Raw genomic sequence first — 25,648 nt, forward strand, 5'->3', positions numbered from 1 at the left:
TGGCTCCCGGCCAGGTCGGGAACGGGGAGAACCCTACTTCACGTAGACGTCATCCACGAAGCAGTAGCGCCAGGTCTCGCCCGGCTCGTAGGAGGTGACGAGCGGGTGGCGCTCCGACATGGCGTGTGCGCGGGCGTGGCGGTTCGGGCTGCTATCGCAGCAGCCGACATGACCGCAGGTCAGGCACATGCGCAGGTGGACCCAGCGCGCTCCGATTTTCACGCAGTCCTCGCAGGACCCTGCCGCCTTGTCCGCCTCGGCCGGGCTTTCGAAGCGGATCATGTCCTTGTGGAAGCACGGTGTGGCCATGGCCTCCCTCTACGATGGTGCTGGAGACGCCGCGAGTGCCTCGTCCGCGCGAAGCTCTACGCCGTCCGAGACGGCAGGTCCGGCCGGACCGGCGGCGGCCGCGACGATGCCGGCTGATGCGACAGCGAGCGAAGCGTCCGCCCATTCCGGCCCGAAGCGGAGCCGGTAGGCGCCTGGAGACAATCCGACGACCTTTCGGAAGACCCTGCGGAAGGCCGCTTCGTCGCCGTAACCGACCTCCCACGCCACCTGCGCCACGCTGCGGCCCGACAGCTCCAGCATCTCCCGGGCGCGGCCGATTCTGAGGTGCTGGCAATACTCCGTCGGCCTGAGCCCCGTCGCCCTATGGAAGCGCCGCAGGAACGTTCGCTGCTCGAGCCCCGCGCGCTCGGCCATCGCCGCGACCGTCACGTCGCGAGCACCAATCGCCTGCAGCCAGTGCTGCACGCGGAGTACGGGGGCGTCGCCGTGGCCGAGGCGGGGCGCGAAGCCGCTGTAGTGGCGCTGCTCACGACCGGCAGGATCGAACAGCATGTAGCGCGCCGTAGCTACCGTGACCGTCGGGCCGAGCAGCCGGTTCACGATCCTGAGGCCAAGGTCGGTCCACGCCATCACCGCACCGGCGGTGATGATGTCGCCGTCGTCGACGACCAGGCTCTCGGCTTCGATCCGCACGGCTGGGAAGCGCGTGGCCAGATCCTCGGCATGGCACCAATGCATCGTTGCCGCGCGGCCGTCGAGCAGGCCCGAGCGCGCGAGCAGGTAGACGCCCGAGCAGACCGAGCACACGATGCAGCTCTCCACGTGGCGCTCCTTCAGCCATGCCGCGAGAGTGTCGAGCATCTCGGGGTCTTCGGGCAGGTCCCGAAGGCTTGGCCCGGCGATCGCCACCGTCGGGCGGTTGGGGAGCTGGGGGTGCGTGTCGTAGGTCTTGACCACAGGTCCGGCTGCGGTCTCGGGGCACCAATGGCTCACCCGCAGCATCGGGGCCGTCGTACCGCTCGTCAGGCGCGACTGGTCGCTGGCGATGCCGAAGACGTCGGTCAGCCCGTGCAGCGCCGAGAGCTGCGCGCCGGGATAGTGCAGAACGGCGATCTCGGCCGGCGGGTCCACCAGCCATTGTCAGATTCGCCTCGGACTTTGTCGGTTCCGGCAGTCTGCATCGCGCTTCCGTTGGGGCAAGCATTTCCGCGGGACGCTGATGTCCCTCCTGGAGAACACGCACATGCCGAAGGTGAAATCCAAGGACGGAGCTCAAATTTTCTACAAAGACTGGGGCACCGGGCAGCCGGTCGTCTTCTCCCACGGCTGGCCGCTGACCGCCGACGCCTGGGACGCGCAGATGGTGTTCATGGGCGGCCAGGGCTTCCGGGTGATCGCCCATGACCGGCGCAGCCACGGCCGCTCCGACCAGACCTGGGACGGCAACGACATGGATACCTACGCCGACGACCTTGCGGCGCTGATGGACGCGCTCGATCTGCGCGACGCTGTGCTGGTCGGCCACTCGACGGGCGGCGGCGAGGTCACGCACTACGTTGGCGGCCACGGCACTGCACGGGTCGCCAAGATTGTGCTGGTCGGCGCCGTCCCGCCGCTGATGCTCAAGACGGAGGCCAATCCGGGCGGCCTGCCGCGCGAGGTCTTCGACGGCATCCGCAAGGGCACCTACGACAACCGGGCGCAGTTCTTCCGCGACCTGACGCTGCCCTTCTACGGCTACAACCGCGCCGGCGCGCAGATCTCCGAAGGCGTGCGCGAGTCGTTCTGGCTGCAGGGCATGATGGGCGGGCTCAAGGGCCAGCTCGACTGCATCCGCGAGTTCTCGGAGGTAGACTACACCGAGGACCTGAGGCGGATCGACGTGCCGACCCTGATCGTGCACGGCGACGACGACCAGATCGTGCCGATCGGCGCCTCCGCGATGATGAGCTCGAGGATCGTGCCGGGCGCGATCCTCAAGATCTATCAGGGCGGCGACCACGGCCTGCCCACCACCCACCAGGACGCGTTCAACGCCGACCTCCTCGCCTTCGTGCGGGGCGAGCCGGTCAGCGGCGCACAGGGAAAGAGGAGCGAGGAACATGCGTGAGGAAGATTTTGCCAGCGCCGGCGGCGTCCGGATCCACATGCGGTCGTGGGAGGCGCAGGGCGCGGCGCGGGCCGTCGTCGTGATCTGCCACGGCGTGAACTCGCACGGCGGGCAGCATGCCTGGACTGCCGAGCAGCTCGTCTCGCGCGGCTTCGCGGTCTTCGCTGTCGACCTGCGCGGGCGCGGCAAGTCGGAGGCGAGCGGTTCTACGTCGAGGACATCGCCGAGTACGTGGCCGACGTGCGCGGCCTGATCGGGATCGCGAAGGAGCGGCATCCGGGCCTGCCGGTCTACCTGCTCGGCCACAGCGCCGGCGGCGTCGTCTCCTGCACCTACGCGCTCGACCACGGGGAGGAGATCGACGGACTGATCTGCGAGAGCTTCGCCTTCCAGGTGCCGGCACCGGGCTTCGTCCTGTCGGCGATCAAGGGGCTCAGCCACGTCGCGCCGAGGCTCGGCGTGCTGGCGCTGAAGATGGAGGACTTCAGCCGGGACCCGGAGGCAGTCGCGGCACTGAAGGCCGACGCCCTGACGAAGGACGAGAAGCAGCCGGCCGCGACCGTCGCCGCCCTGGTCCGCGCCGACGAGCGGCTGCACGACAGCTTCGGGCAGATCACCCTGCCCGTGCTGATCCTGCACGGCACCGACGACCGCGCCACGGTCTGCCGGGGCAGCGAGTACTTCCACCAACACGCCGGCTCCGCGGACAAGACCCTCAAGCTCTACGAGGGGCACTACCACGACCTCCTTAACGACATCGGCAAGGAGGAGGTGCTGGCCGATATCGTCGGCTGGATCGAGGCACGCCTGCCGGCGAGCGCCCATTCCGAAAGCGACGGCGCGAAACTGGGCGCCTGAAGGTCCGGCGGCAAAGCGGCAAGGTCTTACGTCGGCAGCAGGCCCGCGCGCATGGGCAAAGTCTTTCGACGTGAGACCATTCGACTTGCCCGAGCCGCGCGCTCGCCTTTGCGGCGCCGCGGCATCGGCCTCGTGCGTCAATCCGGGCTCTCGTCCGCGTCCGGCGCCTTCGCGCTCCAAAGAAGCAGCGTGCCGATGACCGCGGACGTCACGGATGCCGACAGGATCGCGAGCTTCGCGGCGGCGAAGTCCGTCTCGGTCGGGAACGCCTGTCCCGCAATGAAGAGCGACATGGTGAAGCCGATGCCGGCGAGAGACCCCGCGCCGGCGAGCTGACGCCAGCTGTAGGCGCCCGGCTTCTCAGCGACGCCCATCCGCACAGCGAGCGCCGATGCCGCAAGCAATCCCAGCGGCTTGCCGAGCACCAGGCCTGCGCTGATCGCCAGGACGAGCGCCCCGTTGCCGCTGAGGACGTCTGCGGACAGCACCACCCCCGCGTTGGCCAGGGCGAAGATCGGCAGGACAACGTAGCTCGAGCGCGCGCCGGCGTGACGGAGCAGGCGATCCGCCGGCGACTCCAGGCGGTCATGGATCGCATCGAGCGCGTGCAGCGCCGGCAATGACGGCCCGTGGCGCAGCGCCTCGCCGCCGTGCTTCGCCTCCTCGATCAGGATGGCGTCGGCCTGCATCATGAGCGCGCGCAGGTTCGGCGGCGGGCGCGTCGGGATGAAGAGCGCCAGCAGGACGCCGGCGAGCGTGGCATGCAGCCCGCCGGCGAAGACGCACACCCAGAGGGCGACGCCGACCAGCACGTAGGGGAGGACAATGTAGACGTGAGCGCGGCTGAGGCATCCCAGCGCCGCGACAATCGCGGCCGCCGCGGCGAGATACCCGATCACGATCCCGTCTGAGTAGAACACCGCGACTACCAGGATGGCACCGATGTCGTCGACAATGGCTGCCGCCGTGAGAAACACACGCAGCTCCAGCGGCACCCGGCGGCCCATCGTGGCAATGAGAGCGATGGCGAAGGCGGTGTCGGTCGCCATCGGCACGCCCCAGCCGCGCGCGAAAGGACCGTCAGGGATGATCAGAAGGTAGAGGAGTGCCGGAAACACCATGCCGCCGATTGCGGCGGCGATCGGCAGCGCCGCCGACCGGCGGTTGGCCAGATGCCCCACGGTGAACTCGCGCTTGATTTCCAGTCCGACGACAAGGAAGAAGATCGTGAGCAGCCCGTCGTTAACCCAGTGGTGCAGCGACATGCCGAAGCTCCAGTCGCCGAGGCTGATGCCGAGCTCGCGGTGCCAGAACGCCTCGAATCCGGGCCCGAGCGGCGAGTTCGACAGCACGAGCGCCATGAGCGTCGCCAGGAGCAGGAGCAGGCCTGCCGAAGGACCCCAGCTCGCGAAGTCGAGCGCCGCGGCGCGAACGCGATGGCCGAGCGTTCCCAGCATCGCCTCGCCGAGCGATGTCTCGTCCCACGGCCCGTCGTAGCGGCGACCGTTGATGAAGAACGTTGGCGTGAATCTCACGCCGCTGGCGCGGGCGCCGGCTTCGTCCGCCTCAACGCGTGCCCGCGCACGGTCCGCCTCGGCGGCGTCGAACGGGTCCAGCTCCTGTTCGGCGGCAACCGCAGCAAGGTCCTCTTCGGTCAGCGTAGAGGAACGGGTCATCAGCTCCATGTGGATCTTCCAGAAGCGCTCCGGCGGAGCGCGCTCCGCCAGCTCCGCCGAGCGTCGCGCCAGTTCGTTGTCCGTCAGTGGGCGATGCCGGAAGACGTAGCGCATGCGCTCACCGAAGCGGTCGCGGAGCGCAGCCAGCGCCTCGTTGGCCGCCCGGCAATGCGGGCAGGCGTAGCTGCCGTACTCCACCAGCGTCATCTGCGCGTCCGCCGGGCCGAGCACGTGGTCGCGCGCGTCGTCCACGTGCGGACTGAGGCGGCGGGAAGGGTTCATGGTCACGCTCTCGTCTCCGCTGCTTTTGCGTCGCCGCTCGATCCAGGTGGATTAGTGGAAATGTGACCCGCGACTGTCGAGGTCGAAACGTAGATCGGCCCGCACCAGCGAGCTTCACCGGCCAATGATCGCGGGTTCCAGATATAGGAGCAGGTGCGGGAGCGTCGGCCCCCGGAAACTCCGAACCTGATCAGGATCATGATGTATTGCTCGCCATTCGCCTGTAGTGCTGGGCTTGTCACTGATTGAGTGAGGCGGCCCAATCGACCGCCGAGGACTGGAGGTGTTCATCTGCGCGGTGCGGAAGGGCAGTCTTTCCGCCGCAGCCCGGCACCTCAGGTTGACAGCCATGTCCACCACCCGGCGCTTGGTTGCATTGGAGGAAGACCTCGGGGTCCGCCTGCTCCACCGAACCTCCCGGTCCCTGGCGCTCACGCCGAGGGCGAGGGCTTCCTCCCGTTCGCATGCGAGATTCTCGATACACAGGAAGCTGCGCGCGCGACTCTTAGTCCCACAGAGGGCGGCGCAACCGGGTTGCTTCGAGCCACGGCGCCCGTGACCCTCGGCCGCAAGAGGATCATGCCGATCATTCACGAGTTGCTAAACGAAAACCCGCTACTCCGGATCGATCTCGACATGAACGATGCCATGGTCGATATCGTCGCGTCCGGCGGGACCTCGCGATCAGGATTGCGCCACTCAAGGACTCGGGTCTCATCGCTCGGCGGGTCGCAGACAATCCCAAGCTGATCTACGCCGCCCCTTCGTACGTGGAACGGCACGGCGCGCCCCATACCATCGAGGATCTCGCAGATCATCAATGCCTGACGTGGACCAACTCCACCCACTGGCAGTTCGTCATCGATGGCATGGAGCGATCGGTACCGGTGAGCGGTCGTTTCTCGTCGAGCAGCGTTGACGGATTCTTGTCGGCTTGCGTTTGCGGGCGCGGATTGGCGCAACTCTCCGCCTGGGACGCTCAGGACGAGGTCACGAGCGGGAGGCTTGTTCCCATGCCGATCTTGGGTGCGGCGCCGCGCGATCTCGCGATCTGAGCCGTGTTTCCGTCGCGGCGGCAGGTCCTTCCGAAGCTCCGTGTTTTTCTTGACAGGCTCCAGAAGAGCTCGGCCTGAACCTTCTGGTCGAACTGGTCGTCGCGTATGTGCGCGCGCGCAACGCGCCGCCTTGCGGCGCCATTTCAGCTCCACGAAACGCGTTAGCTGCTTCTCGGATTGCATCAGTAGTGGCGAATGCTCGGCGAAATTATCCTGTTTTCCGCGATCAACAGTCATCGCGAGAAAAAGGAGTTGGAAGATGAGCATCGTCACCAAAACCGTGCTTGCCGCAACTGCCGCAGCAGCCGACTCGTGGGCGCCGGCCGTTCACGCAGTAGGTCTGATTCCGGCGGATCAGGCCGTGAAGAACGTCGTGCTGGTCCACGGCGCCTTGCCGATGGTTCGGGCTGGCGCGGCGTCTATGACAATCTGACCTCCCGTGGATACCGCGTGGCCATCGTGCAGAACCCATTGACGTCGCTTGCCGACGACGTGGCGGCGACCCGGCGCGTGCTCGACCGGCAGGACGGCCCCACCATGCTGGTCGGCCACTCCTGGGGCGGGACGGTCAATACCGAGGCCGGCATGCACCCGAATGTCGCAGGCCTGGTCTATGTGGCGGCCCTCGCGCCGGATGCCGGCGAAACCACGGGCCAGCAGTATTAAGGCTTTGCCGCGACACCCGAGTTCGTCATCGATATCGGGCAGGACGGCTATGGCTTCCTCAACCCGGACGCCTTCAAGTCCGGATTCGCACACGACGCCAGCGACGAGGACGCGGCCTTCCTGCGCGACTCGCAGGTGCCGGTCAACATGTCGGTCTTCGGCACGGCGGTGGAGAATGCAGCTTGGCGCACCAAGCCGAGCTGGGCGGTGATCGCCACCGAAGGCAAAGCCCTCGGTCTCGCCATGGTTCGCCACATGGCCAACCGGATGGGTGCCGACATGACCGAAGTGGCCGCCAGCCCCGCGGTCTTCATGACCCAGCCGCAGGTGGTTGCCGACACCATCCATGAAGCCGCTCAGGGTGTGAAGGTGGCCATCCAGTAGTGTAATGCTCAGCTCTCGGGCGGGCGCATCAAGTTGCCTCCGCCCACTGATTAAAAGCTATCCTCAGCGGAAGCCTGGAATTGGGTCCTCCTTCGCCAGGAGGCCGGAGACGTTAGCCACTGATTTCGAGCGTTGATGTCAAAAAGAGGAGCAGCGATTCCCGCGAGTGCTGATTACAGCTCCGAGTACCTCGCAGGGCGCGACGACATCGCCGAAAGGGTGGTTTGGGCCGCACGCTTCGATTGTGATCGGAGGAGATGGTTGGCTCGCCGATTTGCCACAGGTCCGCTCCGAGCCCCAACCAGGCCCCAAAACGACCCGTTCCAGGTCATGGTGTCAAATGACATCGGGAACTGGTCCGGTGGCGACACGAGGAACTGGCCCGGTTTCGTCATGAAATCGGTTCGGGGCCGGTCCGACCTTGTGAAGGAGGCAGGACCGGCGCTTCTCGCGCAGGCGGTAGCTGTCGCCGCGGATGGCGATGATCTGGCTGTGGTGCAGCAGGCGGCGGTTGTCTGCGCCGGCCCCTCGCCGACGCAGAATGCTCCAGTGGTGCTGGCGAGTGGCTTCAGGCCGTCGGGATGGTGCCCCCGTCGATGAAGTGCTCCGAACCGGTGATCGTAGCGGCGCGATCCGAGGTGAGGAAGGCGATCAGGCTTGCGACCTCGTCTGGCCGGGAGGGGCGACCAACGGGAATGCCGCCGAGCGAGTACATGATCGCCTGAACCGCTTCTTGGTAGTCTGTGCCGTTCTCGGCAGCCACGCGCTCGGCCAGGTGCACGGCGCCCTCGGTCTCGATCCAGCCCGGCGAGACGCGGACGACCCGCACGCCTTTGGGCGAGACCTCCTTCGACAGGCTCTTGCCAAAGGGTCGAGAGCGCGGCCTTGGCTGCGGCATAGGCCGTCGTCGCCTCCGGTAGCGGAAGGCGGCCTTGGATCGAGGTCACGTGGACGATCACCCCGCTGCCCTGCGCGATCATGTCCGGCAGGAGCTCGCGGTCGAGGCGGACCGCCGGGAAGAGGTTCAGGTGGAACTCCTTGCGCCACTCGGCCTTGGTCAGCGCGGCGAAGCCGCCGGCCGGGGCGGACGGGCCGCCAAGCATGTGGACGATCACGTCGACGCCGCCGAGCCGCTCCCGCACCGCCTGTGCGACGGTGGCGCAGCCTTCCGGGGTGGTCATATCGGCGGAGACGAAATGTTCCGCCGACAGGCTCTGAGGCCGCGAGCGGGCGGTCGTCAGCACCTGCGCGACGAGGTCGCGAAAGAGCGCGACCGTTGCCGCTCCCGCCCCCTTCGTAGCGGCGGTCACGAGCGCGCGCTTGCCGGCGAGGCTCAGGAAGCCCTCCATCAGCCGATCTCGAGGCCGGCGATCCTGTCGCCCGCCAATGCGAAGGAGAAGGTCAGCATCGCCGGGCTGTTCGGGAACCGCCCGCTGACGCGGGCGCGGACCCTGACGCCCTCGTCCGTGTCGGCCATCTCCAGCGGCTCGGCGATATGGTGGTACTTCTGCTTGGCCGCCAGCCACCAGGCGCGGATCGCCGCGGCGCCGTGGTGCTCTGCGCCCTCGTCCCTGACGACGGCGTCGGTTGCGAAAGCGCTTACGAGGGCGTCGCCGTCCTGACGCTGGTCGGCTTCGAAGTACGTCTCTACGGGTGCGGGAAGATTCATTGCTGCGGCTCCTCGGATCATCGTGTGTGCAGCAATTACTCCTCGATCATCGTCCGGATAAGTGGGATGGAGCGGCATGAGGTGATGAACGGTACAGGACGATGCGTCGCCTTGCATTGAACGATCTCGACGCCGTCCTGGCCATTGCGCACAGGGGCTCCTTCCGTGCCGCCGCCGTCGATCTCGGCATGTCGACGACCGCCCTCAGCCATGCCATCGCGGGACTGGAAGCAGGCCTTGGCGTACGGCTCTTCAACCGGACGACGCGCAGCGTGTCGCTCACCGATGCCGGCCGTCAGTTCGTCGAACAGGTCGGCCCGGCGCTTGGCGACATCCACGGCGCGCTGGAGGGCGTCCGGTCCCAGCGAGAGACGCCCTCGGGCACTCTCCGGATCAACGCGGCGCCGACGGCCGGAAGGCAGATTATCTCGCCGCTCGTCCTGGAGTTTCTGCGCCGGTATCCCGAGATGCATGTCGACCTCGTTACCGAGGGGCGGCTGGTCGACATCGTCGCCGAGGGGTTTGACCTCGGCGTCCGGACCGGAGACCTCGTTCCCAGCGACATGATCGCCCTCTCGCTCGGCCGCCCGCAGCGCTTTGCCGTCGTGGCCTCCCCTGAGTACTTCGCGCGCCACCCGCGGCCCTCCGTACCGACCGACCTCCTCGAGCACAACTGCATCCGCGTGCGTCTGCCGAACGGCGCGCTCTACCGCTGGCACTTCGAGCGACATGGCGAGACCACCAAGGTGGACGTTCGCGGCCGCATCACCATCGACGAAGCGAGTCTTGCGCGGGCCGCCGCGCTGGAGGGTGCAGGCATCGGCTTCTTCATGGAGCCGGACGTCCTCGCAGACATCGCGGCCGGGCGCCTGATCCGTATCCTCGACGATTGGACACCGCCCTTGCCGGGCTACTGCCTGTACTACCCGGGACGCCGCAATCGTTCCGCTGGCATGAGCGCGTTCCTTGGCCTCGCCAGCAAAATCGCTGCCCGCCGATGACGCGGCGATGACTTGCAGGCCGAGCACGTCAGCCGAGATCGCCCAGCAGCGTCACAGGTGACAACCCTCGGAGGCTGAGCCAAGCCGAGCGCACCTACCGCGCCGGTCCCGTCAGATATTTGCCTCCCGCCCCTCATGATGTGGAGGAGGACGGCCACCCCAATCTGCGTCACCGAACTTCTCGACCATGATGGCGGTGAGCGCCTTGACCTTGTTCGGAACCGGTGCCGCAGGTGGAGGCCGGACCACGTAGAGGCCGAGCACGGGAACTCCCACTCCGGCAGCAGTTGCACGAGTTCGCCCCGTCCGAGCGCGTGGCCGGCGAGAAAGCCCGGCATCAGCGAGACACCGAGGCCCGCCACCACGGCGGCAAGCTCGGCGGGTACCGGTATCGGCTAGGAAGCGCCCGAGCGGGCGGATTGTGACGGTGCGGCCCTTCAGCTGGAACCGCCACGACGCGTCGCCGTGCGGAACCGTCTCGTGCCGGACGACGTCCTCCGGGCTCTCCGGCGTTCCGGCGCGGGCGAGGTAGGCGGGCTCGCCACAAGGGCCGACCGCACCGGGGAGATGCGCCGCGCTACGAGGCTCGAGTCCTTCAGCTCGCCGAGACGGATCGCAGCGTCGAACCCGTCGCCGACGAGGTGGACGAGGCGGTCGCTGTAGGATGTGGCGATCGGTCACGTCCGTCAACGTGGTGGAATTTGCGAGATGGCCTGAGGGCATGATCAGGCGGCTTTCATCGTTATGCTGAGAATGGGGTCGACCTCGCCGGTGTCGATCTTCGAGAAGGCCTCGACCTGCACGTAGCGATGCTGGGTCGCCCACTCGTCGTTCTGTTCGAACTGGACGGCGCCGACGAGGCGCGCGATCGAGGCTTCGTTCGGGAAGATCCCGACGACGTCGGCGCGACGCTTCACCTCCTTGTTCAGGCGCTCGATCGGGTTCGTGGAGTGCAGCTTGGTTCGGTGCTGTGCGGGGAAGGCCATGTAGGCCAGGACGTCGTGCTCGCTCTCGTCCATGAGCGCGGCGAGCTTCGGCCAGCGCGCCCGGACCTGATGCGCCACCTGGATGCAAATGCGCTCAGCCCACACCCGAAAAAGTAATGCAGATTAGGAGCTTCCAGATCCGTGTACTAAATCCCGAAGTATATAGCGCCAGAGACTATTCGCGGAGAGAGACGCATTTTGGCGGTCTGTGCGGGCCGCGTGGTATTCAGCCCGCCTTCTACAACCCTCGAAACACACGAGAAATTCTGCGCCTCGGGGGCGGTGGAGAAAGTGGTGGCTGAGTGAGACTGGCTGGGGTGGTAGGATTCGAACCTACGGTACACGGTACCAAAAACCGCTGCCTTACCACTTGGCTACACCCCAACGGTGCGGCGCCTTCTAGCGAAGCGGCGTGGGGAGGGCAAGGGGCGGATTGGGGTGATGCAACCGATCCTGCGGAGCGTCGGTGGAAGGTCGGGGACTGCCGCCTTCCGTAGAGCTGCGACATCGGCGCAGTCGCCAAACGGCCTCTCGAGGCGTTGCCGGTCCGACAAGCCGGCGGTAGGAGAGCGGCGATGGAAAGCATGGGTGATCTGAAGCGGCGACTCGGCTCCTGCACGCTCTGCGCAGACCGATTTGCCGCCACGGCCACGGGCCATGCGCCGCGTCCTGTGGTCTGGTTCGGCGGCCGGGCCCGTATCCTGATCGCCAGCCAGGCACCGGGGCTGCGGGTGCACGAGGCGCTGCGGCCATTCTGGGACCGCTCCGGCCAGCGCCTGCGCGACTGGCTGGGGATGGACGAGGCGACCTTCTACGACACCTCGCGTGTCGCGATCGTGCCGATGGCGTTCTGCTTCCCCGGATACGACGCGAAGGGATCGGACCTTCCGCCGCCTCCGGGCTGCGCGCGCACCTGGCGCGACCCGATCCTGTCGCGGTTGTCCGGCCTGCGACTGACCGTGCTGATCGGCGGCCACGCGCAGCGCTGGCATCTGGGCGACGCGGCCAAGGGGGGCGTCACGCGGACAGTCGCCGCGTGGCGCGACTTACCGCCGGACGTCATCCCGCTGCCGCACCCGTCCTGGCGCAACACGGCCTGGCTCAAGCGCAACCCGTGGTTCGAGTCGGAGCTGCTGCCGGTGCTCCGACGACGGGTGGCGGAGGCGCTGGCGTGACGGACCTCGCCGACGCGCTCGAGGCGATGGCGGCGTCCCCCGACGACGACGCGCTGCGGCTCCGCTTCTATGCGCGTCTGGCCGATTCTGAGGTCCATCTGCTTCTCGATGGCGAGGCGGAGGCGGGCCGGGTGGCGCCGCGGTCGATCGAACATGACGGCCATCCCTTTGTCCTGGCCTTCACTTCGGAGGAGCGGCTGGCGGAGTTTGCGGCCAAGACCGTGGATCACGCGACGCTTTCGGGACGTGCCCTGGTCCAGATGCTGGTTGCTTCGGAGGCCGGACTGACGCTCGACCTTGGCATTTCTCCGGCGGGGACGATGCTCCCGCCCGAGGCTATTTCGTGGCTGGCGGGCACGCTTCTGCATCGGCCGGCGGAGGTGAGCGAGCGTCCAGCCGAAGTGCGCCCGCCGCGGGACGTCCCGGACACGCTGCGCGAGGGGCTGGCGGCACGGCTCGCCGCGGCCGGGGGCCTGGCGCGGGAGGCGTGGCTTGCGGAGGCGCTCTACGAGGGGGGGCGGAAGGGCTGGCTTCTCCTCTTCGTCGACGCACCGGACGAACGGCGGCGGGCCCTGGCGCATGCGGTGGGCGAGGCGCTGACATTCTCGGGGCTGGAGGCGGGGGTGGTCGACGTCACCTTCGCCAAAGGCGACGACCCGCTGGTCGCGCGGCTGGCGCGGGTGGCGATGCTGATCGACCTGCCGAAGGCCGCACCCGCGGCCGCGCCGGCTGCGCCGGGACGCGATCCGGATCGGCCGCCGCGAGTGAGGTAGCGGGTCAGTAGCCCGCGTCGCGGTCGACGAGGTGCAGCAACGGCTCGCCGGCCTCGCCGCGACGCACGTTCTCGGCGATGACGCGCGAGGCCGTCGAGGGCCGCGTGGCCGAGGCGATGTGCGGCGTTACCGTGACCTTCGGGTGCGACCAGAACGGGTGATCGCCGGGCAGCGGTTCCTCACGGAACGTGTCGAGCGTGGCGTGGCCAAGTTGCCCGTCGTCAAGGGCGGCGAGCAGGGCGTCGTCGTCGATCAGCGCGCCGCGACCGGGGTTGATGACGACTGCCCCGCGCCGCATCCGCGAGATCGTCTGGGCGATCAGCAGGTTTTCCGTCGCCGCCGTCAGTGGCAGCAGCAGGACCACGATCTCGGACCGCGCGAGAACGTCTTGCATGCCCGCCTCGCCGTGGTGGCAGGTGACGCCGTCCAGCGTGTGCGGCCGCCGGCTCCAGCCCGCGACGTCGAAGCCGAGCGCGGCGAGCGCTGAGGCGCAGGCGGCGCCGAGCGCGCCGAGGCCCAGCACGCCCACCTTCCGCTCCGGCGCCAGCGGCGGTACGTCGTGCGGCCAGTCGCCGCCGAGGCCGCGGACGTGCGGGTCCATCCCCAGATGGTGCCGCAGGACATGACCCGTCACGTACTCGACCATCCCCTGCGTCAGCCCGCGGTCCACCATGCGGGCGAGCGGGACGGTCAGCGTCGGGTTCGGCGCGATGTCCTCGACGCCCGCCCAGAGGTTCAGCACGGCCTTGAGGCGGATGAAAGGCCGGAAATCATCAATGCCGCTGTTCGGCGCATAGATGATGTAGTCGACCTGATCCGGCGGCGCCTCGGTCGTCAGCTTCACGTCCACGCCGGCCTCGGCCAGTGCCTCGCGCAGCGGGCGCTCGTACTCGCGCCAGCGCGCTGGCTTCGCGGCGAAGAGGACCGTTGTCATCGGCCGCGCGGCCGGTGGACGTGGGCGCTCTGCACCAGGCCGAACGCTGCCATCAGGACGAGCATCGCGGAGCCGCCGTAGCTGACCAGCGGCAGGGGGACGCCGACGACGGGCGCGAGGCCCATCACCATGCTCATGTTGATCGCGAAGTAGAGAAACAGGGTAGCGCCGACCCCGAGCGTCAGAAGCGCGCTGAAGCGGTCGCGCATGGCGAGCGCGGAGGTGATGCAGAACACGATGATGAGACCGTAGAGCGAGAGAAGGGAAAGGCTGCCGATGAACCCGAACTCCTCGGCGAGCGTGGTGAAGATGAAGTCCGTGTGCTTCTCGGGCAGGAAATTCAACCGGCTCTGGGTGCCCTGCATGAATCCCCGCCCCGTCAGCCCGCCGGAGCCGAGCGCGATCTTGGACTGCGTGATGTGATAGCCCGACCCGAGCGGGTCCGACGCCGGGTCGAGGAAGGTGTCGATGCGCCGGAACTGGTAGTCCTTGAGGAGCTGCCACGGCGTTCCCCGCGAGGCAAGGACCGTGTAGACGAGGCCGCCCGCCGCAGCGGCCACCGCGCCGAAGTATAGCCAGCTGACGCCCGCGAGGAACATCACGATCCCGCCGCCGGCGAGGAGCAACAGTGCCGTCCCGAGGTCCGGTTGCTGCAGCACGATCGCCGTGGGCACCAGGATGATGGTGATCGGCAGGAGGACCCAGAGCGGGCGCGATACACGCTCGACCGGCAGCCAGTCGTAATAGGCCGCGAGCAGCATCACGAGCGTGATCTTGGCCAGCTCGCTCGGCTGCAGCCGGAAGAAGCCGAGGTCGATCCACCGCTGCGCGCCCATGCCTGTGACGCCGAAGAATTCCACGGCGAGCAGGAGCGTCAGCGAGACGAGATAGGCCAGCGCCGACACGTTCCGCCAGAACCAGATCGGCACCATCGCCACGACGAACATCACCAGGAGGCCGAGCAGGAAGCGCTTCATCTGCGGCTCGGCCCACGGCTGCATCGATCCGCCGGCGACGGAATAGAGCATCAGGAAGCCGGTGCAGGCGACCGTGACCAGCAGGATCACGATCGGCCAATTCATGTAGAGGATCTTGCGGGCGCCCGAGGGAACGGTCGCGACGGTATATTCGAGATAGCTCACGCGCGGCTCCGCCCCGGCTCCTGCGCAGACATTGGCCTCAGGGGCAGCGCCTCCTGCTGCTCGCGGATCTCCTCGCGCTGCGCTGCCGGGTAGGCCTCGAGCGGCGGGACCGCGCCGTCATGCAGCGCCGCGAGCATCACGTCGCGCGCGACCGGCGCCGCCACGGCCGAACCGCCGCCGCCATGCTCGATCACCACCGACACGGCGTAGCGCGGTGCATCGTAGGGCGCGTAGCCGACAAAGAGCGCGTGGTCGCGTCGCTCCCACGGCAGATCTTCGTTGCGAAACACACCGCGTGCCCGCTCGGCGGCTGTGATGTTGCGCACCTGGCTGGTGCCGGTCTTGCCCGCCATTCGCAGCGCCTCGACCTCGATCCGCGTCCGGTATGCCGTGCCACGGCTCGTGTTCGAGACGGCGTACATTCCGCGTCGCACCGCCTGGAGATGCGCGTCGCTTGCGGCGAGGGGGCCGTCCTCGACCACGTCGGTCTCGACGCCGCCGATCGACTTGACCAGCCGCGGCTGCACCGCCCTGCCGGAGGCGACCCGCGCCGTCATCACGGCGAGCTGCAGCGGCGAGGCGAGAACGAAGCCCTGGCCGATGGAGGCGTTGAGCGTGTCGCCCGGCATCCAGTCCTCGCCGCGCCGCAGCCGCTTCCACTCCCGTGTCGGCGTCAGGCCCTCGGCCACTGCCGACATCGGCAGGTCATGTCGCACGCCGAGGCCGAAGCGGTTCGCGACCTCGGAGATCTTGTCTATGCCGCAGCGGTTCGCGACCTCGTAGAAATAGACGTCGCAGCTCTGCTGGAGCGCGTCGTGCAGGTTCATGTGGCCATGTCCGCCGCTCTTCCAGCAGTGGAAGCGGCGTCCGCCGGAGTTGAGGTAGCCGGGGCACCAGACGGTGCTGTCGTAGCCTGCGGCGCCAGCCTCGAGCGCCGCGATGGCGGTCACGAGCTTGAAGGTCGAGCCGGGGGGGTAGGTACCCTGCACGGTCTTGTTGGCGAGAGGGCGGTACATGTTCTCGGTCAACGCCGAGTAGTCGGTCGTCGAGATGCCGCGCACGAAGAGGTTCGGATCGAAGCCGGGGGCCGATCCGATGGCCAGGATGTCGCCGTTCCAGACGTCCATCACCACCGCCGCGCCGCTTTCACCGGCAAGCCGCGCCTGGACGAAATTCTGCAGTCGGTGGTCCACGGTGAGCTGCAGGTCGGCCCCCGCGGTGCCGTCGTGCCGCTCGAGCTCGCGCATCACTCGGCCGGCTGCGTTGACCTCGATCCGGCGCGAGCCGGCCTTGCCCCGCAGAAGGTGCTCGAGCTTGTTCTCGACACCCGTCTTGCCAATCTGGAACTTCGGGATCTGCAGCAGCGGGTCCGGGTCCTCAACGCGCGAGAGGTCGTAGTCGCTGACCGGGCCGACATAGCCGACGACGTGGCTGAAGTCCTCGCTCATCGGATAGTGGCGCGACTGGCCGACCTCGGTGGTGACGCCGGGCAGGGCAGGGGTGTTCACGGCAACCTCGGCAATGTCCTCCCAGCTCAGCCGGTCGGCCAGCGTCACCGGAACGAAGGGGCTGCGGCGGTGCATCTCGCGCAGCGAGCGCTCGAGTTCGGCCTCGTCGAGGTGCACCAGCCGGCGCAGGCGGTCCACGACCTCGTCCACGTCGCCCGCATCCTCGCGCACGATGACGATGCGGTAGTTCTGCGCGTTCTCGGCCACGACGACGCCGTTGCGGTCGAAGATCAGCCCGCGCGCCGGGGCGATCAGACGCATGTTGATCCGGTTTTCCTCGGCGAGGAGGCGGAACTCTTCCGCCTGGTCGACCTGCATATGCCGCATGCGGAATCCAAGGCCGGCCATGAGAGCGGCCTGTGCGCCACCTAGGATCAGGGCGCGGCGGTTGATCCGGCGGGCGCTGAGGGCGCTGTCTGCAAAATTACGTTTCACAGCCGGTGCCCCAGAGCGTCGACCTCGCCCGGCGCCGCCTTGCGCAGCTTGAAAACAAGGACCGAGAGCGCCACCACGACAGGGTAGACCGCAGCCGATACCAGCGCCTGCAGCAGGAGCGATCCCAGTCCCGGATGCGCCACCACGAAGAGGCTGAGCGCCAGCCAGTACGCGAAGGCGATCGCCACCAGCACCGCGCTCGCCAGCAGCCACTCCATGACGAAGGGCAGGTCGCGAATGAGGCTCTCGCGCGAGCGCAGGAACTCCGCCCCGAGGACGACGAGCGCCGTCCAGAGGCCGAGCGGTCTGAGGCCCACGATATCGGTCAAGAGGACGACGGCGGCGAGGAGCAACGGCGGTACGTAGTCCGGCCGCCGGAGAATCCATGCAAAGGCGACCACCACCGGCAGCTCGGGACCGGGCACACCGCTCGTCCCGTCGCCGAGCGGCAGCAGTGCGGCGCCGATCGTGACAAGCGCGACGGCCACGTAGAGCCCGCGGTAGGACCAGCGGCGGGTGGTGAGCGTCTCAGCCATCGGCCGGCTCCGCAGTGGCGGCGCCGAGCTCGAGCAGGGTCGTCGGCCCGGGAAACTCCGGCGGTGGTGGCGCCAGCAGCTCGACAGGCCCCTGCGGCGTCTCGCCCTCGGGCCGGCGCAGCACGCGCAGGAATTCGAGCCGCCTGTAGTCGGCGGAGAGCCGCACGCGCAGCCGCCGGTCCGCGTCCATCACCACCTGTCCCACGAGCAGGCCCGCGGGAAAGACCTTGCCGTCGCCTGAGCTCACGATGCGGTCACCGGGCTTCACCAGCTCCGGCGACTCGAGAAAGCTAAGCGGCGGCAACGCGCTGTTGTCTCCGGCGAGGATCGCGCGCTGGCCGGATGGCTGGACCGTAACCGGCACCCGGCTGCCGGGGTCTGTCAGCATGATGACGCGGGACGAGGTCTGCCCGACCCCGGCAATCCGCCCGACAAGGCCTAGGCCGTCGGTCGTGGCCCAGCCGTCGCGGATGCCGTCGCGCGCACCGACGTTCAGCAGGACTGACTGCCGGAATGGCGAGCCGGTGTCGGCGATGACGACGCCGGTCACGTAGGTGAGTTTGGGGTCGAGCCGAACCTTGTTGAGGTCGAGGAGCTTGGCGTTCTCCTGCTCGAGCTGCAACGCCGCCTCCTTCCACGCCTTCATCTGCTGGAGCTCGCGGCGGAGCTGCCGGTTCTGCTCGTAGATGTTGGTGTAGCTCTCAAAGTTGTCGACCATCGTGGCGATGCGCGAGACCGGTCCCAGCGCCCAACCGAAACTGGGCACCACCTGGTCGATGACCGCGGCGCGAAATCGCTCGGCCCGCGGCCCATCGATGCGCCAGAACAGGAAGAGCGCGAACAGGATCAGCACGAGCAGACCAATCAGGATGCGCCTGATCGGGCTTTCGTAGTCGATGCCGCGGGTGTCTCTCGCCATGTCGCCCCCGAGGGGATATGCCGCGTCAGCTGTCGTAATCTATAACATGCCGAAGCTGTTTTTCGTACTCCAGCGCCTTCCCGGTTCCGAGAGCGACGCAGTTCAGGCTTTCTTCGGCAACAGTGACGGCAAGGCCCGTCTGTTCGCGCAGCGCGAGATCCAGGTCGCCGAGGAGCGCCCCGCCTCCCGTCAGCATCACGCCGCGATCGACGATGTCCGCGGCGAGGTCAGGCGGCGTCGCCTCGAGCGCGGTCATCACTGCCTCGCAGATCGCCTGCACGGGTTCGGACAGCGCCTCGGCCACTTGCGCCTGATTGATCTCGGTCTCCTTCGGCACGCCATTAAGGAGGTCGCGGCCGCGGATCATCAGCGCCTGGCCGCGGCCGTCGTTGGGCATTCGCGCCGTGCCGATCTCGGTCTTGATGCGCTCGGCCGTGGCGTCGCCGATCAGCAGGTTCTGCTGCCGGCGAAGGTAGTTGATGATCGCCTCGTCCATCCGGTCCCCGCCGACGCGGACGGACCGGGCATAGACGATATCGCCCAGCGACAGAACCGCCACTTCGGTCGTGCCGCCGCCCACGTCGACCACCATGCTGCCGGTCGGGTCGGTGATCGGCATCCCCGCACCGATGGCGGCCGCGATCGGCTCGGCGATCAGGCCCGCGCGCCGCGCCCCGGCCGAAAGGACCGACTGGCGGATGGCCCGCTTCTCCACCGGCGTCGCACCGTGAGGGACGCAGACGATGACCTTGGGCTTGGTGAAGGTCGACCGCCGGTGCACCTTGCGGATGAAGTACTTGATCATTTCCTCGGCGACGTCGAAGTCGGCGATGACGCCTTCGCGCATCGGCCTGATCGCCTCGATGCTGCCCGGCGTGCGGCCAAGCATCAGCTTGGCATCCTCGCCGACCGCGAGGACCTCTTTCTTGCCGCCCTTGACGTGATAGGCGACGACCGACGGCTCGTTCAGGACGATGCCGCGACCCTTGACGTAGACAAGCGTGTTCGCCGTGCCGAGATCGATCGCCATGTCGGACGAAAACAGCCCCGCAATACTCGCCATGTCGTCAGTCCTGCCCCATGCCCCAGAGAATCCGCTTCTGCCCGCGGAGTGTGGGCTCTTATAGTTGTCCGCCGCGGGCTTCAAAAGCGTAACCGCCGCCTCGGCCATTTTTCGCGTGGTCCGGACGGCGGGCGCGCCCGGACCCGCGGATCACGACGCGGTGGTGTAACGGACCTGCTTGACGTCCGCGTCCGGATCGGACTTCTCGCGCCGGATTAGCAGACGGTTCAGCGCATCTACGTAGGCCTTTGCGCTGGCCACGACGGTGTCGGTGTCGGCGGCCTGACCGGTCGCGATGCGGCCCGCCTCCTCCATGCGGACGGTGACGGTTGCCTGCGCGTCCGTCCCCTCGGTCACCGCATGGACCTGGTAGAGTTGAAGCCGCGCCTCGTGCGGAAAGAGCGCCTTGACTGCGTTGAATGTCGCATCCACGGGGCCGTCGCCCTGCGCAGTCGTCCGGTGCTCCTGCCCGTCGATCGACAGGATCAAATCGGCGGACTGCGGCGCCTCGGTGCCGCAGATCACTCTCAGGAACTTGACCTGGATGCGGTCGCTTGCGTCGGTCGCCTGATCCCGCATCAGCGCGAAGAGGTCGTCGTCGTAGACCTCCTTCTTGCGGTCGGCCAGCGCCTTGAAGCGCACGAAGACGTCGCCGAGCTGGTTGTCCGCCAGATCGAAGCCCAGCTCCTTGAGCTTGGAGCGCAGCGCGGCGCGGCCCGAATGCTTGCCCAGCACGATGTTCGTTGCGTTGAGGCCGATGTCCTCGGGCCGCATGATCTCGAACGTCTCGGCGTTCTTGAGCACGCCGTCCTGGTGGATCCCGCTCTCGTGCGCAAAGGCATTCTTGCCCACGATGGCCTTGTTGAACTGCACCGGAAAACCCGAGACGGTGGCGACGAGGCGGCTCGCCTGCATGATGCGGGTCGTGTCGATGCCGGTCTCGTAGGGCATGATATCGCCGCGCACCCGCATCGCCATCACCACCTCCTCGAGCGCCGTGTTGCCGGCGCGCTCACCGAGGCCGTTGATCGTGCATTCGATCTGCCGCGCCCCCGCCTCGACCGCGGCGAGGCTGTTGGCCGTCGCCATCCCGAGGTCGTTGTGACAGTGGGTAGCGAAGACGATGTCGTCAGCGCCCGGCACCCGCTCGCGCAGCATCGCGATCAGCTCGGCGCTCTCTCGCGGCGCGGTGTAGCCGACTGTGTCGGGGATGTTGATGGTGGTCGCGCCGGCCTTGATCGCAGTCTCGACCACCCGGCAGAGATAGTCGCGCTCGGTCCGTGTGGCGTCCATCGGTGACCATTGCACGTTGTCGCACAGGTTGCGGGCGTGCGTCACCGTCTCATGGATGCGCTCCACCATACCTGACCGATCGAGGCGCGTGATGTCGCGGTGGCTTGGCGAGGTGCCGATGAAGGTGTGGATGCGTGGCCGCTTCGCATGGCTCACCGCCTCCCACGCGCGGTCGATGTCCCTGAAGTTCGCCCGCGCGAGGCCGCAGATCACTGAACTGCGCGCCAGCTTGGCGATGTCGCGCACCGCTTCGAAGTCGCCTTCGCTGGCAATGGGAAAGCCGGCCTCGATGATGTCGACGCCCATTTCGTCGAGCAACTCGGCGATCTGGAGCTTCTCGGCATGGCTCATCGTGGCGCCGGGGGACTGCTCGCCGTCGCGCAGCGTCGTGTCGAAGATGAGGACTCGGTCCTTGGTCATGTCGTGATCCTTCTGAGCTGGGGTCTCTTCGATCCGGCGCGGCTGGCATCCCCTGAGCGCGCGCGCCGGGGGCCGGCACGCTCAGAGGCGGCTAAGCAGAAGGAGGCGCAGACCGATGCTCATGACGTGCGACTATACGCCTCTGACGTCGCAGGCCAAGTGCTTTTCGGCAGGACATGTGCTCCACCGGCCTCGGGAACAGCGTCCGGCAGGCAAGCGTTCCGATCGAGGCTACTCGAATTGGAGAACTGCCATGATGACCCCTCAGTCCGTCGCTCGCGACGTTTTTCTCGTCGGCGTGAAGAATGCACATGCCATGGAGAAGCAGGCGCTCTCCATCATGGAGCCGCAGGTGCAGCGCCTCGAGCATTACCCGGAGGTTTCCCGGAAGCTGCAGCAGCACATCTCGGAGACGAATGATCAGATCGAGCGGCTGAACAAGATTCTCGCTGATGCAGGGCATTCACCGTCATCGATGAAGGACGCCTTCCTGTCGGCGATGGGTGGAATGGCCTCCATGGGTCACATGCCGGCTGGCGACGAGGTCCTGAAGAACTCGTTTGCGAACTACGCCTTCGAGAACTACGAGATCGCCGCCTACATCGGACTGATCGCCAGCGCCAACATGGCCGGCGAAAGTGCCGCCGTGCCGGTGCTCCAGCAGAGCCTCGGAGAAGAGCAGCAGATGGCGCGCTGGATCCAGGAACACCTGTCGGAGGTCACGCAGGCCTTCATCTCGCGCTCTGCGAGCGGCACTCGCGCCGACGTCTGAGCAGCACATCGGCTTGTCGACGATGCCGGCCAAAGCAGCAGTCGGATGAGCGGGGCGCAACGGGCCCTGGTGATCGGGACGTCCGGCGGGATCGGCACCGCCCTGGCGACCGAACTCGCAAATCGGGGAGCGGAGGTCACGGGCCTCTCGCGCAGCGGCGATGGGCTCGACGTGACGGACGAGGCGTCAGTGGTGGCCGCGCTCGGCCGTCTCGACGCTGGATACGACCTCGTCTTCGTGGCTACCGGGACGCTGGGCGAGCCTGAGAAGGCGCTTTCAGCGCTGGCGCCGGAAGCGTTCCTCGAGCAGATCCGAACAAACGCGCTGGGACCGGCGCTGGTGCTCAAGCACGCGCTGCCGCTGCTCGCAAGCGACCGCCGGGCCGTTTTTGCGGTACTCTCCGCCAGGGTGGGTTCTATCGGCGACAATGCCATCGGCGGCTGGTACTCTTACCGGGCTTCAAAGGCGTGCCTTAACCAGCTGATGCACACCGCCGCGATCGAAATTCGCAGAACTCACCGGAACGCACTTTGCGTGGCCCTGCACCCCGGCACGGTCGCCACCGAGTTCACGGCGCGTTACGCAGGCCGGCACCGCACCGTCGAGCCCGACGAAGCCGCGCGCAACCTTCTCGACGTGCTGGACGGCCTCACGCCCGAGCAGAGTGGCGGCTTCTACGACTACTCGGGCAAGCCGGTGCCGTGGTAAGGACGGCGGCCGGGCACTATTCGGCAGGCGCCGTCTCGGCTTCTGCGCCGTCCTCGGCTGGTTCGGCACCGTCCGCGGCTTCGGCTTCCCCATCTTCATCAGCTTCCGTCGGGTCCTGCTCGCTGCCGGCCACGAGGCCGCCGCTTTGCCAGGTGCCCGAAACCTCGTCGCCGCTGGCGTAGCGGATTACACCTTCGCCCTGCCGGCGGCCGGCGACGAACTCGCCTTCGTAGACGTCGCCGTTGGGATAGGTGGCGACGCCGGTCCCCTCGATCTCGCCCGCGTTCCACCCGCCGGTATAGGTGAAGCCGTCGGGCATTGTGATGGTGCCCTGTCCCTGCCGCTCGCCGGCGACGAAGCTGCCCTCGTAGAGGGTGCCGTCGGGGTAGGTGGCGCGCCCCTCGCCTTCGCGCTGGCCGTCGACCCACTCGCCCTCGTAGCGATAGCCGTCGGGGTAGGTCATCACGCCTTGTCCGTGGTTGCGGGCGTCCTGGAAGCCGCCTTCGTAGATCATGCCGTTCGCATAGGTCGCGCGGCCCTCGCCCTCGATCACGCCCTCGACCCAGCTCCCCTCGTAGGTATTGCCGTCGGGATATTCGATCCGTCCCTGGCCATGGGCGACGCCGTCGGCGAACTGCCCCTCGTAGACCGAACCATCGGGATAGGTCACGCGACCCTCGCCCTCGATCCGGCCGTCGGCCCACTCGCCGACGTATGTGTAGCCGTCGGCTCCGGTGAAGGTGCCCTCGCCATGGCGCCGGTCGTTCGCGAAGGCGCCTTCATAGACGTCGCCGTTGGCGTATGTGACGCGGCCCTGCCCCTGGCGCCGGCCCTCGACCAACTCGCCCTCGTAGACGTCTTCGTTGGCCTGCGTCAGGGTGCCGGTGCCGTGGATCTGACCATCCTGCCACTGGCCGACATAGGTCAGGCCGTCCGGCATGGTGAGGGCGCCTTGTCCCTCGCGCACGCCGTCCGCCATCTCGCCCTCGTAGACCGCGCCATCGGGGTAGGTGATCCGCCCCTCGCCGCTCTTGACGTTGTCGGCCCAGCCGCCCTCGTAGACATAGCCGTCAGGGCTCTCCATCCGTCCTTGGCCATGGTGCATCGCGTCGAGGAATTCGCCCTCGTAGCGCACGCCGTTGGCGTAGATGGCGACGCCGGTGCCCGTGATGGCACCCTCCTGCCACTCGCCCTCGTAGGTGCCGCCGTCGGCGAACGTGATGCGCCCGCTGCCATGCGGCTTGCCCTCGGCGAACTCGCCCTCATAGACCGACCCGTCGGGAAAGCGCGCCGTGCCCTGCCCGCGGATCTCGCCATCGACCCACTCGCCGCTGTACTCATAGCCGTTCGGCAGGCGGTAGGTGCCTTGTCCATGCTGGCGCCCGTCGCGGAACGTGCCTTCGTAGATGCCACCGTCATCATACTGCTTGGTCACCACGGCGTCGGCGTCCTGCGCCATAGCTCCAACCGCAACGGTCGAAGTCAGTGCGGCGGCCATCGCCATCCTGCGGATTTTCTGCACGTTTTGCCTCGCCCGGTCTTCGCCGTTGTCGCGTTGTGATGAACGCGGTCAACCTACGGGACGCCCGCCGCGCTCGCAACGACTTTGCTCCGGTTGCCGGAGCCGCGACATTCCTCGCGCTCCGGCCGAAGACGGTGGCGGCTCGACGCACGTAACGGCCCGCGAAAGACGCATTGTCGGCAACTCGACTGCCATCGATATTCAATCATAGCGGCTGCCGTTACGGAATTCATCACTTTAACGAGGCCGGTGGCGATCAGACATGCCTTCCCACTTCACAAGATGAACGATTGTTTTACATCAAGCGGGAAGTCGCCAATAAGACGTGATGCCCTCTTCATCCCGCGATGAGGGCATGACATTCTGAGGCGGGCAGAGGAGCTATAAAAAGGAATGCAAGAGATGGCTGTCGATTACGAGAAGATGAGCTACGACGAACTCCAGCGGCACCAGAAGGAGCTGAAGAGGGCGATGTCGAGCTATGAGGAGCGGCGGAAGAAGGAGGCGCTCATCGAAATGCAGGAGGTTGCGCGTCGTCACGGCGTCGACCTGAATGAGATCGTGCGTGGTGGGAAAAAGGGCACGGCTTCGGTGCCGAAGTACCGCCACCCGGAGAACCCAGATCTCACTTGGGCCGGTCGCGGCAGGCAGCCGCGTTGGGTCAAGGAAATGCTCGAGGATGGCAAGTCTTTGGAAGAATTGCGCATCTGACACTCCTCGCATTCGCGCACGGAAGGCTGGCGACAGCCGCACAAGACTTGGCTGCGCATGCCTGCTAGATCGCGCCGCGGAAACGATCATCCGAGGAGCGAGGCATGAGCAAGCCTAAGATCGCCGTTATCTATTATTCGACCTACGGCACGAATTACGCCGTGGCGCGGGCTGCAGCCCGCGCCGCCGAGGAAGCGGGCGCCGAAGTGCGCCTTCGTCGAGTCGCCGAAACCGCACCCGCCGAGGTGGTCCAGTCGCAGGAGGCGAGGGCCAAGCAGCTTGCGAGCATGCAGGACATCCCCGAGGTCAGTCACGCCGACATGGAATGGGCGGAGGGCTATTTCGTGGCGGCGCCGACCCGTTACGGCGTGAGCGCGAGCCAGCTGCGGGCCTTCTTCGACACGCTCGGCGGGATCTGGCAGCAGGGCAAGCTTGGGAACAAGACCTTCACCGCCACGACCAGCGCCCAGAACACTCATGGCGGGCAGGAGCAGACGATCCTGTCTCTCTATGCGACCGCAATGCATTGGGGCTGCATCATCGTGGCGCCGGGCTATACCGATCCGGTCAAGTTTGAAGATGGTGGAAACCCATATGGTTTCTCCACCAATGCCGGTGGGCTCGATGACGCGGGCGAGAGGTCCGTCGCCTATCAGGCGCGCCGCCTCGTGGAGATGACCCGCAAGCTCGTCGCCTGATCCGGCTGCGGCACATCGTCCTTGCCGACGGATGCCGCAACTCAATGATCGTGGGGGGGTG

The 25,648-nt window shown here is 67.3% G+C and carries 26 protein-coding genes, 1 tRNA gene and 3 pseudogenes; 14 read left to right on the top strand and 16 right to left on the bottom strand.

Annotated elements, in window-relative coordinates; genetic code table 11:
• Positions 1-33: 33 nt before the first annotated feature.
• Together JM664_RS08325 and JM664_RS08330 are read right to left on the bottom strand one after the other, a co-directional pair.
• On the bottom strand, positions 34-309 hold the full coding sequence (locus tag JM664_RS08325; RefSeq protein ID WP_227419460.1) for a UBP-type zinc finger domain-containing protein: 276 nt from the start codon (positions 307-309) through the stop codon (positions 34-36).
• Between the two features lie 9 nt (positions 310-318).
• Positions 319-1,422 (bottom strand): GlxA family transcriptional regulator, encoded by a 1,104-nt coding sequence (locus tag JM664_RS08330; RefSeq protein ID WP_227419461.1) that lies wholly within the window; start codon positions 1,420-1,422, stop codon positions 319-321.
• An 88-nt stretch (positions 1,423-1,510) separates the two neighbouring features.
• On the opposite strand from JM664_RS08330, the gene JM664_RS08335 reads away from it, so the two are divergent.
• Both JM664_RS08335 and JM664_RS08340 read left to right on the top strand, forming a co-directional pair.
• Positions 1,511-2,401, top strand: coding sequence for an alpha/beta fold hydrolase (locus JM664_RS08335; protein WP_227419462.1), 891 nt, complete (start codon positions 1,511-1,513; stop codon positions 2,399-2,401).
• 37 nt (positions 2,402-2,438) lie between these two features.
• Positions 2,439-3,259: pseudogene (locus tag JM664_RS08340) on the top strand (alpha/beta hydrolase).
• 137 nt (positions 3,260-3,396) lie between these two features.
• Here JM664_RS08340 and nhaA read toward each other — a convergent pair.
• Entirely contained in the window at positions 3,397-5,217 is a 1,821-nt protein-coding gene (gene nhaA / locus JM664_RS08345) for a Na+/H+ antiporter NhaA (RefSeq protein WP_227419942.1), read from the bottom strand.
• A gap of 283 nt (positions 5,218-5,500) precedes the next feature.
• Here nhaA and JM664_RS08350 point away from each other — a divergent pair, with 283 nt between their 5' ends.
• The 5 genes from JM664_RS08350 (at position 5,501) to JM664_RS08370 (ending at position 7,322) form a co-directional block, all read left to right on the top strand.
• Entirely contained in the window at positions 5,501-5,776 is a 276-nt protein-coding gene (locus tag JM664_RS08350) for a helix-turn-helix domain-containing protein (RefSeq protein ID WP_227419463.1), read from the top strand.
• Between the two features lie 157 nt (positions 5,777-5,933).
• Positions 5,934-6,272 (top strand): LysR substrate-binding domain-containing protein, encoded by a 339-nt coding sequence (locus JM664_RS18995; protein ID WP_406675784.1) that lies wholly within the window; start codon positions 5,934-5,936, stop codon positions 6,270-6,272.
• Positions 6,273-6,531: 259 nt separating this feature from the next.
• Positions 6,532-6,705, top strand: coding sequence for a hypothetical protein (locus JM664_RS08360; protein WP_227419464.1), 174 nt, complete (start codon positions 6,532-6,534; stop codon positions 6,703-6,705).
• Positions 6,706-6,722: 17 nt separating this feature from the next.
• On the top strand, positions 6,723-6,938 hold the full coding sequence (locus JM664_RS08365; RefSeq protein ID WP_227419465.1) for an alpha/beta fold hydrolase: 216 nt from the start codon (positions 6,723-6,725) through the stop codon (positions 6,936-6,938).
• A gap of 147 nt (positions 6,939-7,085) precedes the next feature.
• Positions 7,086-7,322: a hypothetical protein gene (locus JM664_RS08370; protein WP_227419466.1), complete on the top strand. Its 237-nt coding sequence runs from the start codon at positions 7,086-7,088 to the stop codon at positions 7,320-7,322.
• A gap of 568 nt (positions 7,323-7,890) precedes the next feature.
• On the opposite strand, the gene JM664_RS18690 is transcribed toward JM664_RS08370, so the two are convergent.
• From JM664_RS18690 to JM664_RS08385, 3 genes and pseudogenes are all read right to left on the bottom strand, one after another.
• Complete coding sequence (locus JM664_RS18690) at positions 7,891-8,220, bottom strand: SDR family oxidoreductase (RefSeq protein ID WP_264465589.1); 330 nt, start codon at positions 8,218-8,220, stop codon at positions 7,891-7,893.
• 25 nt (positions 8,221-8,245) lie between these two features.
• Positions 8,246-8,671 (bottom strand): annotated as a pseudogene (locus JM664_RS18695) (SDR family NAD(P)-dependent oxidoreductase); the annotation flags it as partial.
• Positions 8,671-8,991, bottom strand: a complete 321-nt coding sequence (locus JM664_RS08385) for a nuclear transport factor 2 family protein (protein ID WP_227419467.1) — start codon at positions 8,989-8,991, stop codon at positions 8,671-8,673. The gene JM664_RS08385 and the pseudogene JM664_RS18695, both read right to left, overlap by 1 nt.
• 101 nt (positions 8,992-9,092) lie before the next feature.
• On the opposite strand from JM664_RS08385, the gene JM664_RS08390 reads away from it, so the two are divergent.
• On the top strand, positions 9,093-9,992 hold the full coding sequence (locus tag JM664_RS08390) for a LysR family transcriptional regulator (RefSeq protein WP_406675779.1): 900 nt from the start codon (positions 9,093-9,095) through the stop codon (positions 9,990-9,992).
• A gap of 725 nt (positions 9,993-10,717) precedes the next feature.
• On the opposite strand, the pseudogene JM664_RS08395 reads toward JM664_RS08390, so the two are convergent.
• Both JM664_RS08395 and JM664_RS08400 read right to left on the bottom strand, forming a co-directional pair.
• Positions 10,718-11,056, bottom strand: a pseudogene (locus JM664_RS08395) (transposase); the annotation flags it as partial.
• 231 nt (positions 11,057-11,287) lie between these two features.
• Positions 11,288-11,362, bottom strand: a tRNA-Gln gene (locus JM664_RS08400).
• A 200-nt stretch (positions 11,363-11,562) separates the two neighbouring features.
• Between JM664_RS08400 and JM664_RS08405 the strand changes: the two genes are divergently transcribed.
• Positions 11,563-12,153, top strand: a complete 591-nt coding sequence (locus JM664_RS08405; RefSeq protein WP_227419944.1) for a uracil-DNA glycosylase family protein — start codon at positions 11,563-11,565, stop codon at positions 12,151-12,153.
• Complete coding sequence (locus tag JM664_RS08410; RefSeq protein ID WP_227419469.1) at positions 12,150-12,926, top strand: SseB family protein; 777 nt, start codon at positions 12,150-12,152, stop codon at positions 12,924-12,926. Before JM664_RS08405 ends, JM664_RS08410 begins: the two co-directional genes overlap by 4 nt.
• 4 nt (positions 12,927-12,930) lie before the next feature.
• Here JM664_RS08410 and JM664_RS08415 read toward each other — a convergent pair whose 3' ends face one another.
• The 7 genes from JM664_RS08415 to JM664_RS08445 form a co-directional block, all read right to left on the bottom strand.
• On the bottom strand, positions 12,931-13,860 hold the full coding sequence (locus JM664_RS08415) for a 2-hydroxyacid dehydrogenase (protein WP_227419470.1): 930 nt from the start codon (positions 13,858-13,860) through the stop codon (positions 12,931-12,933).
• Complete coding sequence (gene rodA / locus JM664_RS08420; RefSeq protein ID WP_227419471.1) at positions 13,857-15,002, bottom strand: rod shape-determining protein RodA; 1,146 nt, start codon at positions 15,000-15,002, stop codon at positions 13,857-13,859. Before rodA ends, JM664_RS08415 begins: the two co-directional genes overlap by 4 nt.
• Positions 14,999-16,945: a penicillin-binding protein 2 gene (gene mrdA / locus JM664_RS08425; RefSeq protein ID WP_227419472.1), complete on the bottom strand. Its 1,947-nt coding sequence runs from the start codon at positions 16,943-16,945 to the stop codon at positions 14,999-15,001. Before mrdA ends, rodA begins: the two co-directional genes overlap by 4 nt.
• Complete coding sequence (locus tag JM664_RS08430; protein WP_227419474.1) at positions 16,942-17,481, bottom strand: rod shape-determining protein MreD; 540 nt, start codon at positions 17,479-17,481, stop codon at positions 16,942-16,944. Before JM664_RS08430 ends, mrdA begins: the two co-directional genes overlap by 4 nt.
• On the bottom strand, positions 17,474-18,400 hold the full coding sequence (gene mreC / locus JM664_RS08435) for a rod shape-determining protein MreC (RefSeq protein ID WP_227419475.1): 927 nt from the start codon (positions 18,398-18,400) through the stop codon (positions 17,474-17,476). The genes JM664_RS08430 and mreC overlap by 8 nt, the downstream gene beginning before the upstream one ends.
• A 25-nt stretch (positions 18,401-18,425) precedes the next feature.
• Complete coding sequence (locus JM664_RS08440; RefSeq protein ID WP_227419476.1) at positions 18,426-19,463, bottom strand: rod shape-determining protein; 1,038 nt, start codon at positions 19,461-19,463, stop codon at positions 18,426-18,428.
• A 150-nt stretch (positions 19,464-19,613) separates the two neighbouring features.
• On the bottom strand, positions 19,614-21,176 hold the full coding sequence (locus tag JM664_RS08445) for a 2-isopropylmalate synthase (RefSeq protein ID WP_227419477.1): 1,563 nt from the start codon (positions 21,174-21,176) through the stop codon (positions 19,614-19,616).
• A gap of 253 nt (positions 21,177-21,429) precedes the next feature.
• On the opposite strand from JM664_RS08445, the gene JM664_RS08450 reads away from it, so the two are divergent.
• Positions 21,430-21,948, top strand: coding sequence for a ferritin-like domain-containing protein (locus JM664_RS08450; RefSeq protein ID WP_227419478.1), 519 nt, complete (start codon positions 21,430-21,432; stop codon positions 21,946-21,948).
• 45 nt (positions 21,949-21,993) lie between these two features.
• Positions 21,994-22,656, top strand: a complete 663-nt coding sequence (locus JM664_RS08455; RefSeq protein WP_227419479.1) for an SDR family NAD(P)-dependent oxidoreductase — start codon at positions 21,994-21,996, stop codon at positions 22,654-22,656.
• A gap of 16 nt (positions 22,657-22,672) precedes the next feature.
• Here the strand turns inward: JM664_RS08455 and JM664_RS08460 are convergent, their stop codons facing one another.
• On the bottom strand, positions 22,673-24,115 hold the full coding sequence (locus JM664_RS08460; protein ID WP_227419480.1) for an MORN repeat-containing protein: 1,443 nt from the start codon (positions 24,113-24,115) through the stop codon (positions 22,673-22,675).
• Positions 24,116-24,580: 465 nt separating this feature from the next.
• Between JM664_RS08460 and JM664_RS08465 the strand changes: the two genes are divergently transcribed.
• Both JM664_RS08465 and wrbA read left to right on the top strand, forming a co-directional pair.
• Entirely contained in the window at positions 24,581-24,889 is a 309-nt protein-coding gene (locus JM664_RS08465) for an H-NS histone family protein (RefSeq protein ID WP_227419481.1), read from the top strand.
• Between the two features lie 104 nt (positions 24,890-24,993).
• A complete protein-coding gene (gene wrbA / locus JM664_RS08470) occupies positions 24,994-25,587 on the top strand; it encodes an NAD(P)H:quinone oxidoreductase (protein WP_227419482.1) in 594 nt (197 codons plus the stop codon).
• Positions 25,588-25,648 lie beyond the last annotated feature (61 nt).

This window comes from Roseitranquillus sediminis, from assembly GCF_016918935.1.
Taxonomy (GTDB): Bacteria; Pseudomonadota; Alphaproteobacteria; order Rhodobacterales; family Rhodobacteraceae; genus Roseitranquillus; species Roseitranquillus sediminis.

Excerpts from the sequence above, each read along its gene's own strand:
- JM664_RS08325 (WP_227419460.1), bottom strand. The coding sequence starts at position 309 with ATGGCCACACCGTGCTTCCACAAGGACATGATCCGCTTCGAAAGCCCG.
- JM664_RS08335 (WP_227419462.1), top strand. The coding sequence starts at position 1,511 with ATGTCCCTCCTGGAGAACACGCACATGCCGAAGGTGAAATCCAAGGAC.
- nhaA (WP_227419942.1), bottom strand. The coding sequence starts at position 5,217 with ATGAACCCTTCCCGCCGCCTCAGTCCGCACGTGGACGACGCGCGCGAC.
- JM664_RS08360 (WP_227419464.1), top strand. The coding sequence starts at position 6,532 with ATGAGCATCGTCACCAAAACCGTGCTTGCCGCAACTGCCGCAGCAGCC.
- JM664_RS08370 (WP_227419466.1), top strand. The coding sequence starts at position 7,086 with ATGTCGGTCTTCGGCACGGCGGTGGAGAATGCAGCTTGGCGCACCAAG.
- JM664_RS18690 (WP_264465589.1), bottom strand. The coding sequence starts at position 8,220 with ATGCCGCAGCCAAGGCCGCGCTCTCGACCCTTTGGCAAGAGCCTGTCG.
- JM664_RS08385 (WP_227419467.1), bottom strand. The coding sequence starts at position 8,991 with ATGAATCTTCCCGCACCCGTAGAGACGTACTTCGAAGCCGACCAGCGT.
- JM664_RS08390 (WP_406675779.1), top strand. The coding sequence starts at position 9,093 with ATGCGTCGCCTTGCATTGAACGATCTCGACGCCGTCCTGGCCATTGCG.
- JM664_RS08405 (WP_227419944.1), top strand. The coding sequence starts at position 11,563 with ATGGGTGATCTGAAGCGGCGACTCGGCTCCTGCACGCTCTGCGCAGAC.
- JM664_RS08415 (WP_227419470.1), bottom strand. The coding sequence starts at position 13,860 with ATGACAACGGTCCTCTTCGCCGCGAAGCCAGCGCGCTGGCGCGAGTAC.
- JM664_RS08430 (WP_227419474.1), bottom strand. The coding sequence starts at position 17,481 with ATGGCTGAGACGCTCACCACCCGCCGCTGGTCCTACCGCGGGCTCTAC.
- mreC (WP_227419475.1), bottom strand. The coding sequence starts at position 18,400 with ATGGCGAGAGACACCCGCGGCATCGACTACGAAAGCCCGATCAGGCGC.
- JM664_RS08440 (WP_227419476.1), bottom strand. The coding sequence starts at position 19,463 with ATGGCGAGTATTGCGGGGCTGTTTTCGTCCGACATGGCGATCGATCTC.
- JM664_RS08445 (WP_227419477.1), bottom strand. The coding sequence starts at position 21,176 with ATGACCAAGGACCGAGTCCTCATCTTCGACACGACGCTGCGCGACGGC.
- JM664_RS08450 (WP_227419478.1), top strand. The coding sequence starts at position 21,430 with ATGATGACCCCTCAGTCCGTCGCTCGCGACGTTTTTCTCGTCGGCGTG.
- JM664_RS08455 (WP_227419479.1), top strand. The coding sequence starts at position 21,994 with ATGAGCGGGGCGCAACGGGCCCTGGTGATCGGGACGTCCGGCGGGATC.
- JM664_RS08460 (WP_227419480.1), bottom strand. The coding sequence starts at position 24,115 with ATGGCGCAGGACGCCGACGCCGTGGTGACCAAGCAGTATGATGACGGT.
- JM664_RS08465 (WP_227419481.1), top strand. The coding sequence starts at position 24,581 with ATGGCTGTCGATTACGAGAAGATGAGCTACGACGAACTCCAGCGGCAC.
- wrbA (WP_227419482.1), top strand. The coding sequence starts at position 24,994 with ATGAGCAAGCCTAAGATCGCCGTTATCTATTATTCGACCTACGGCACG.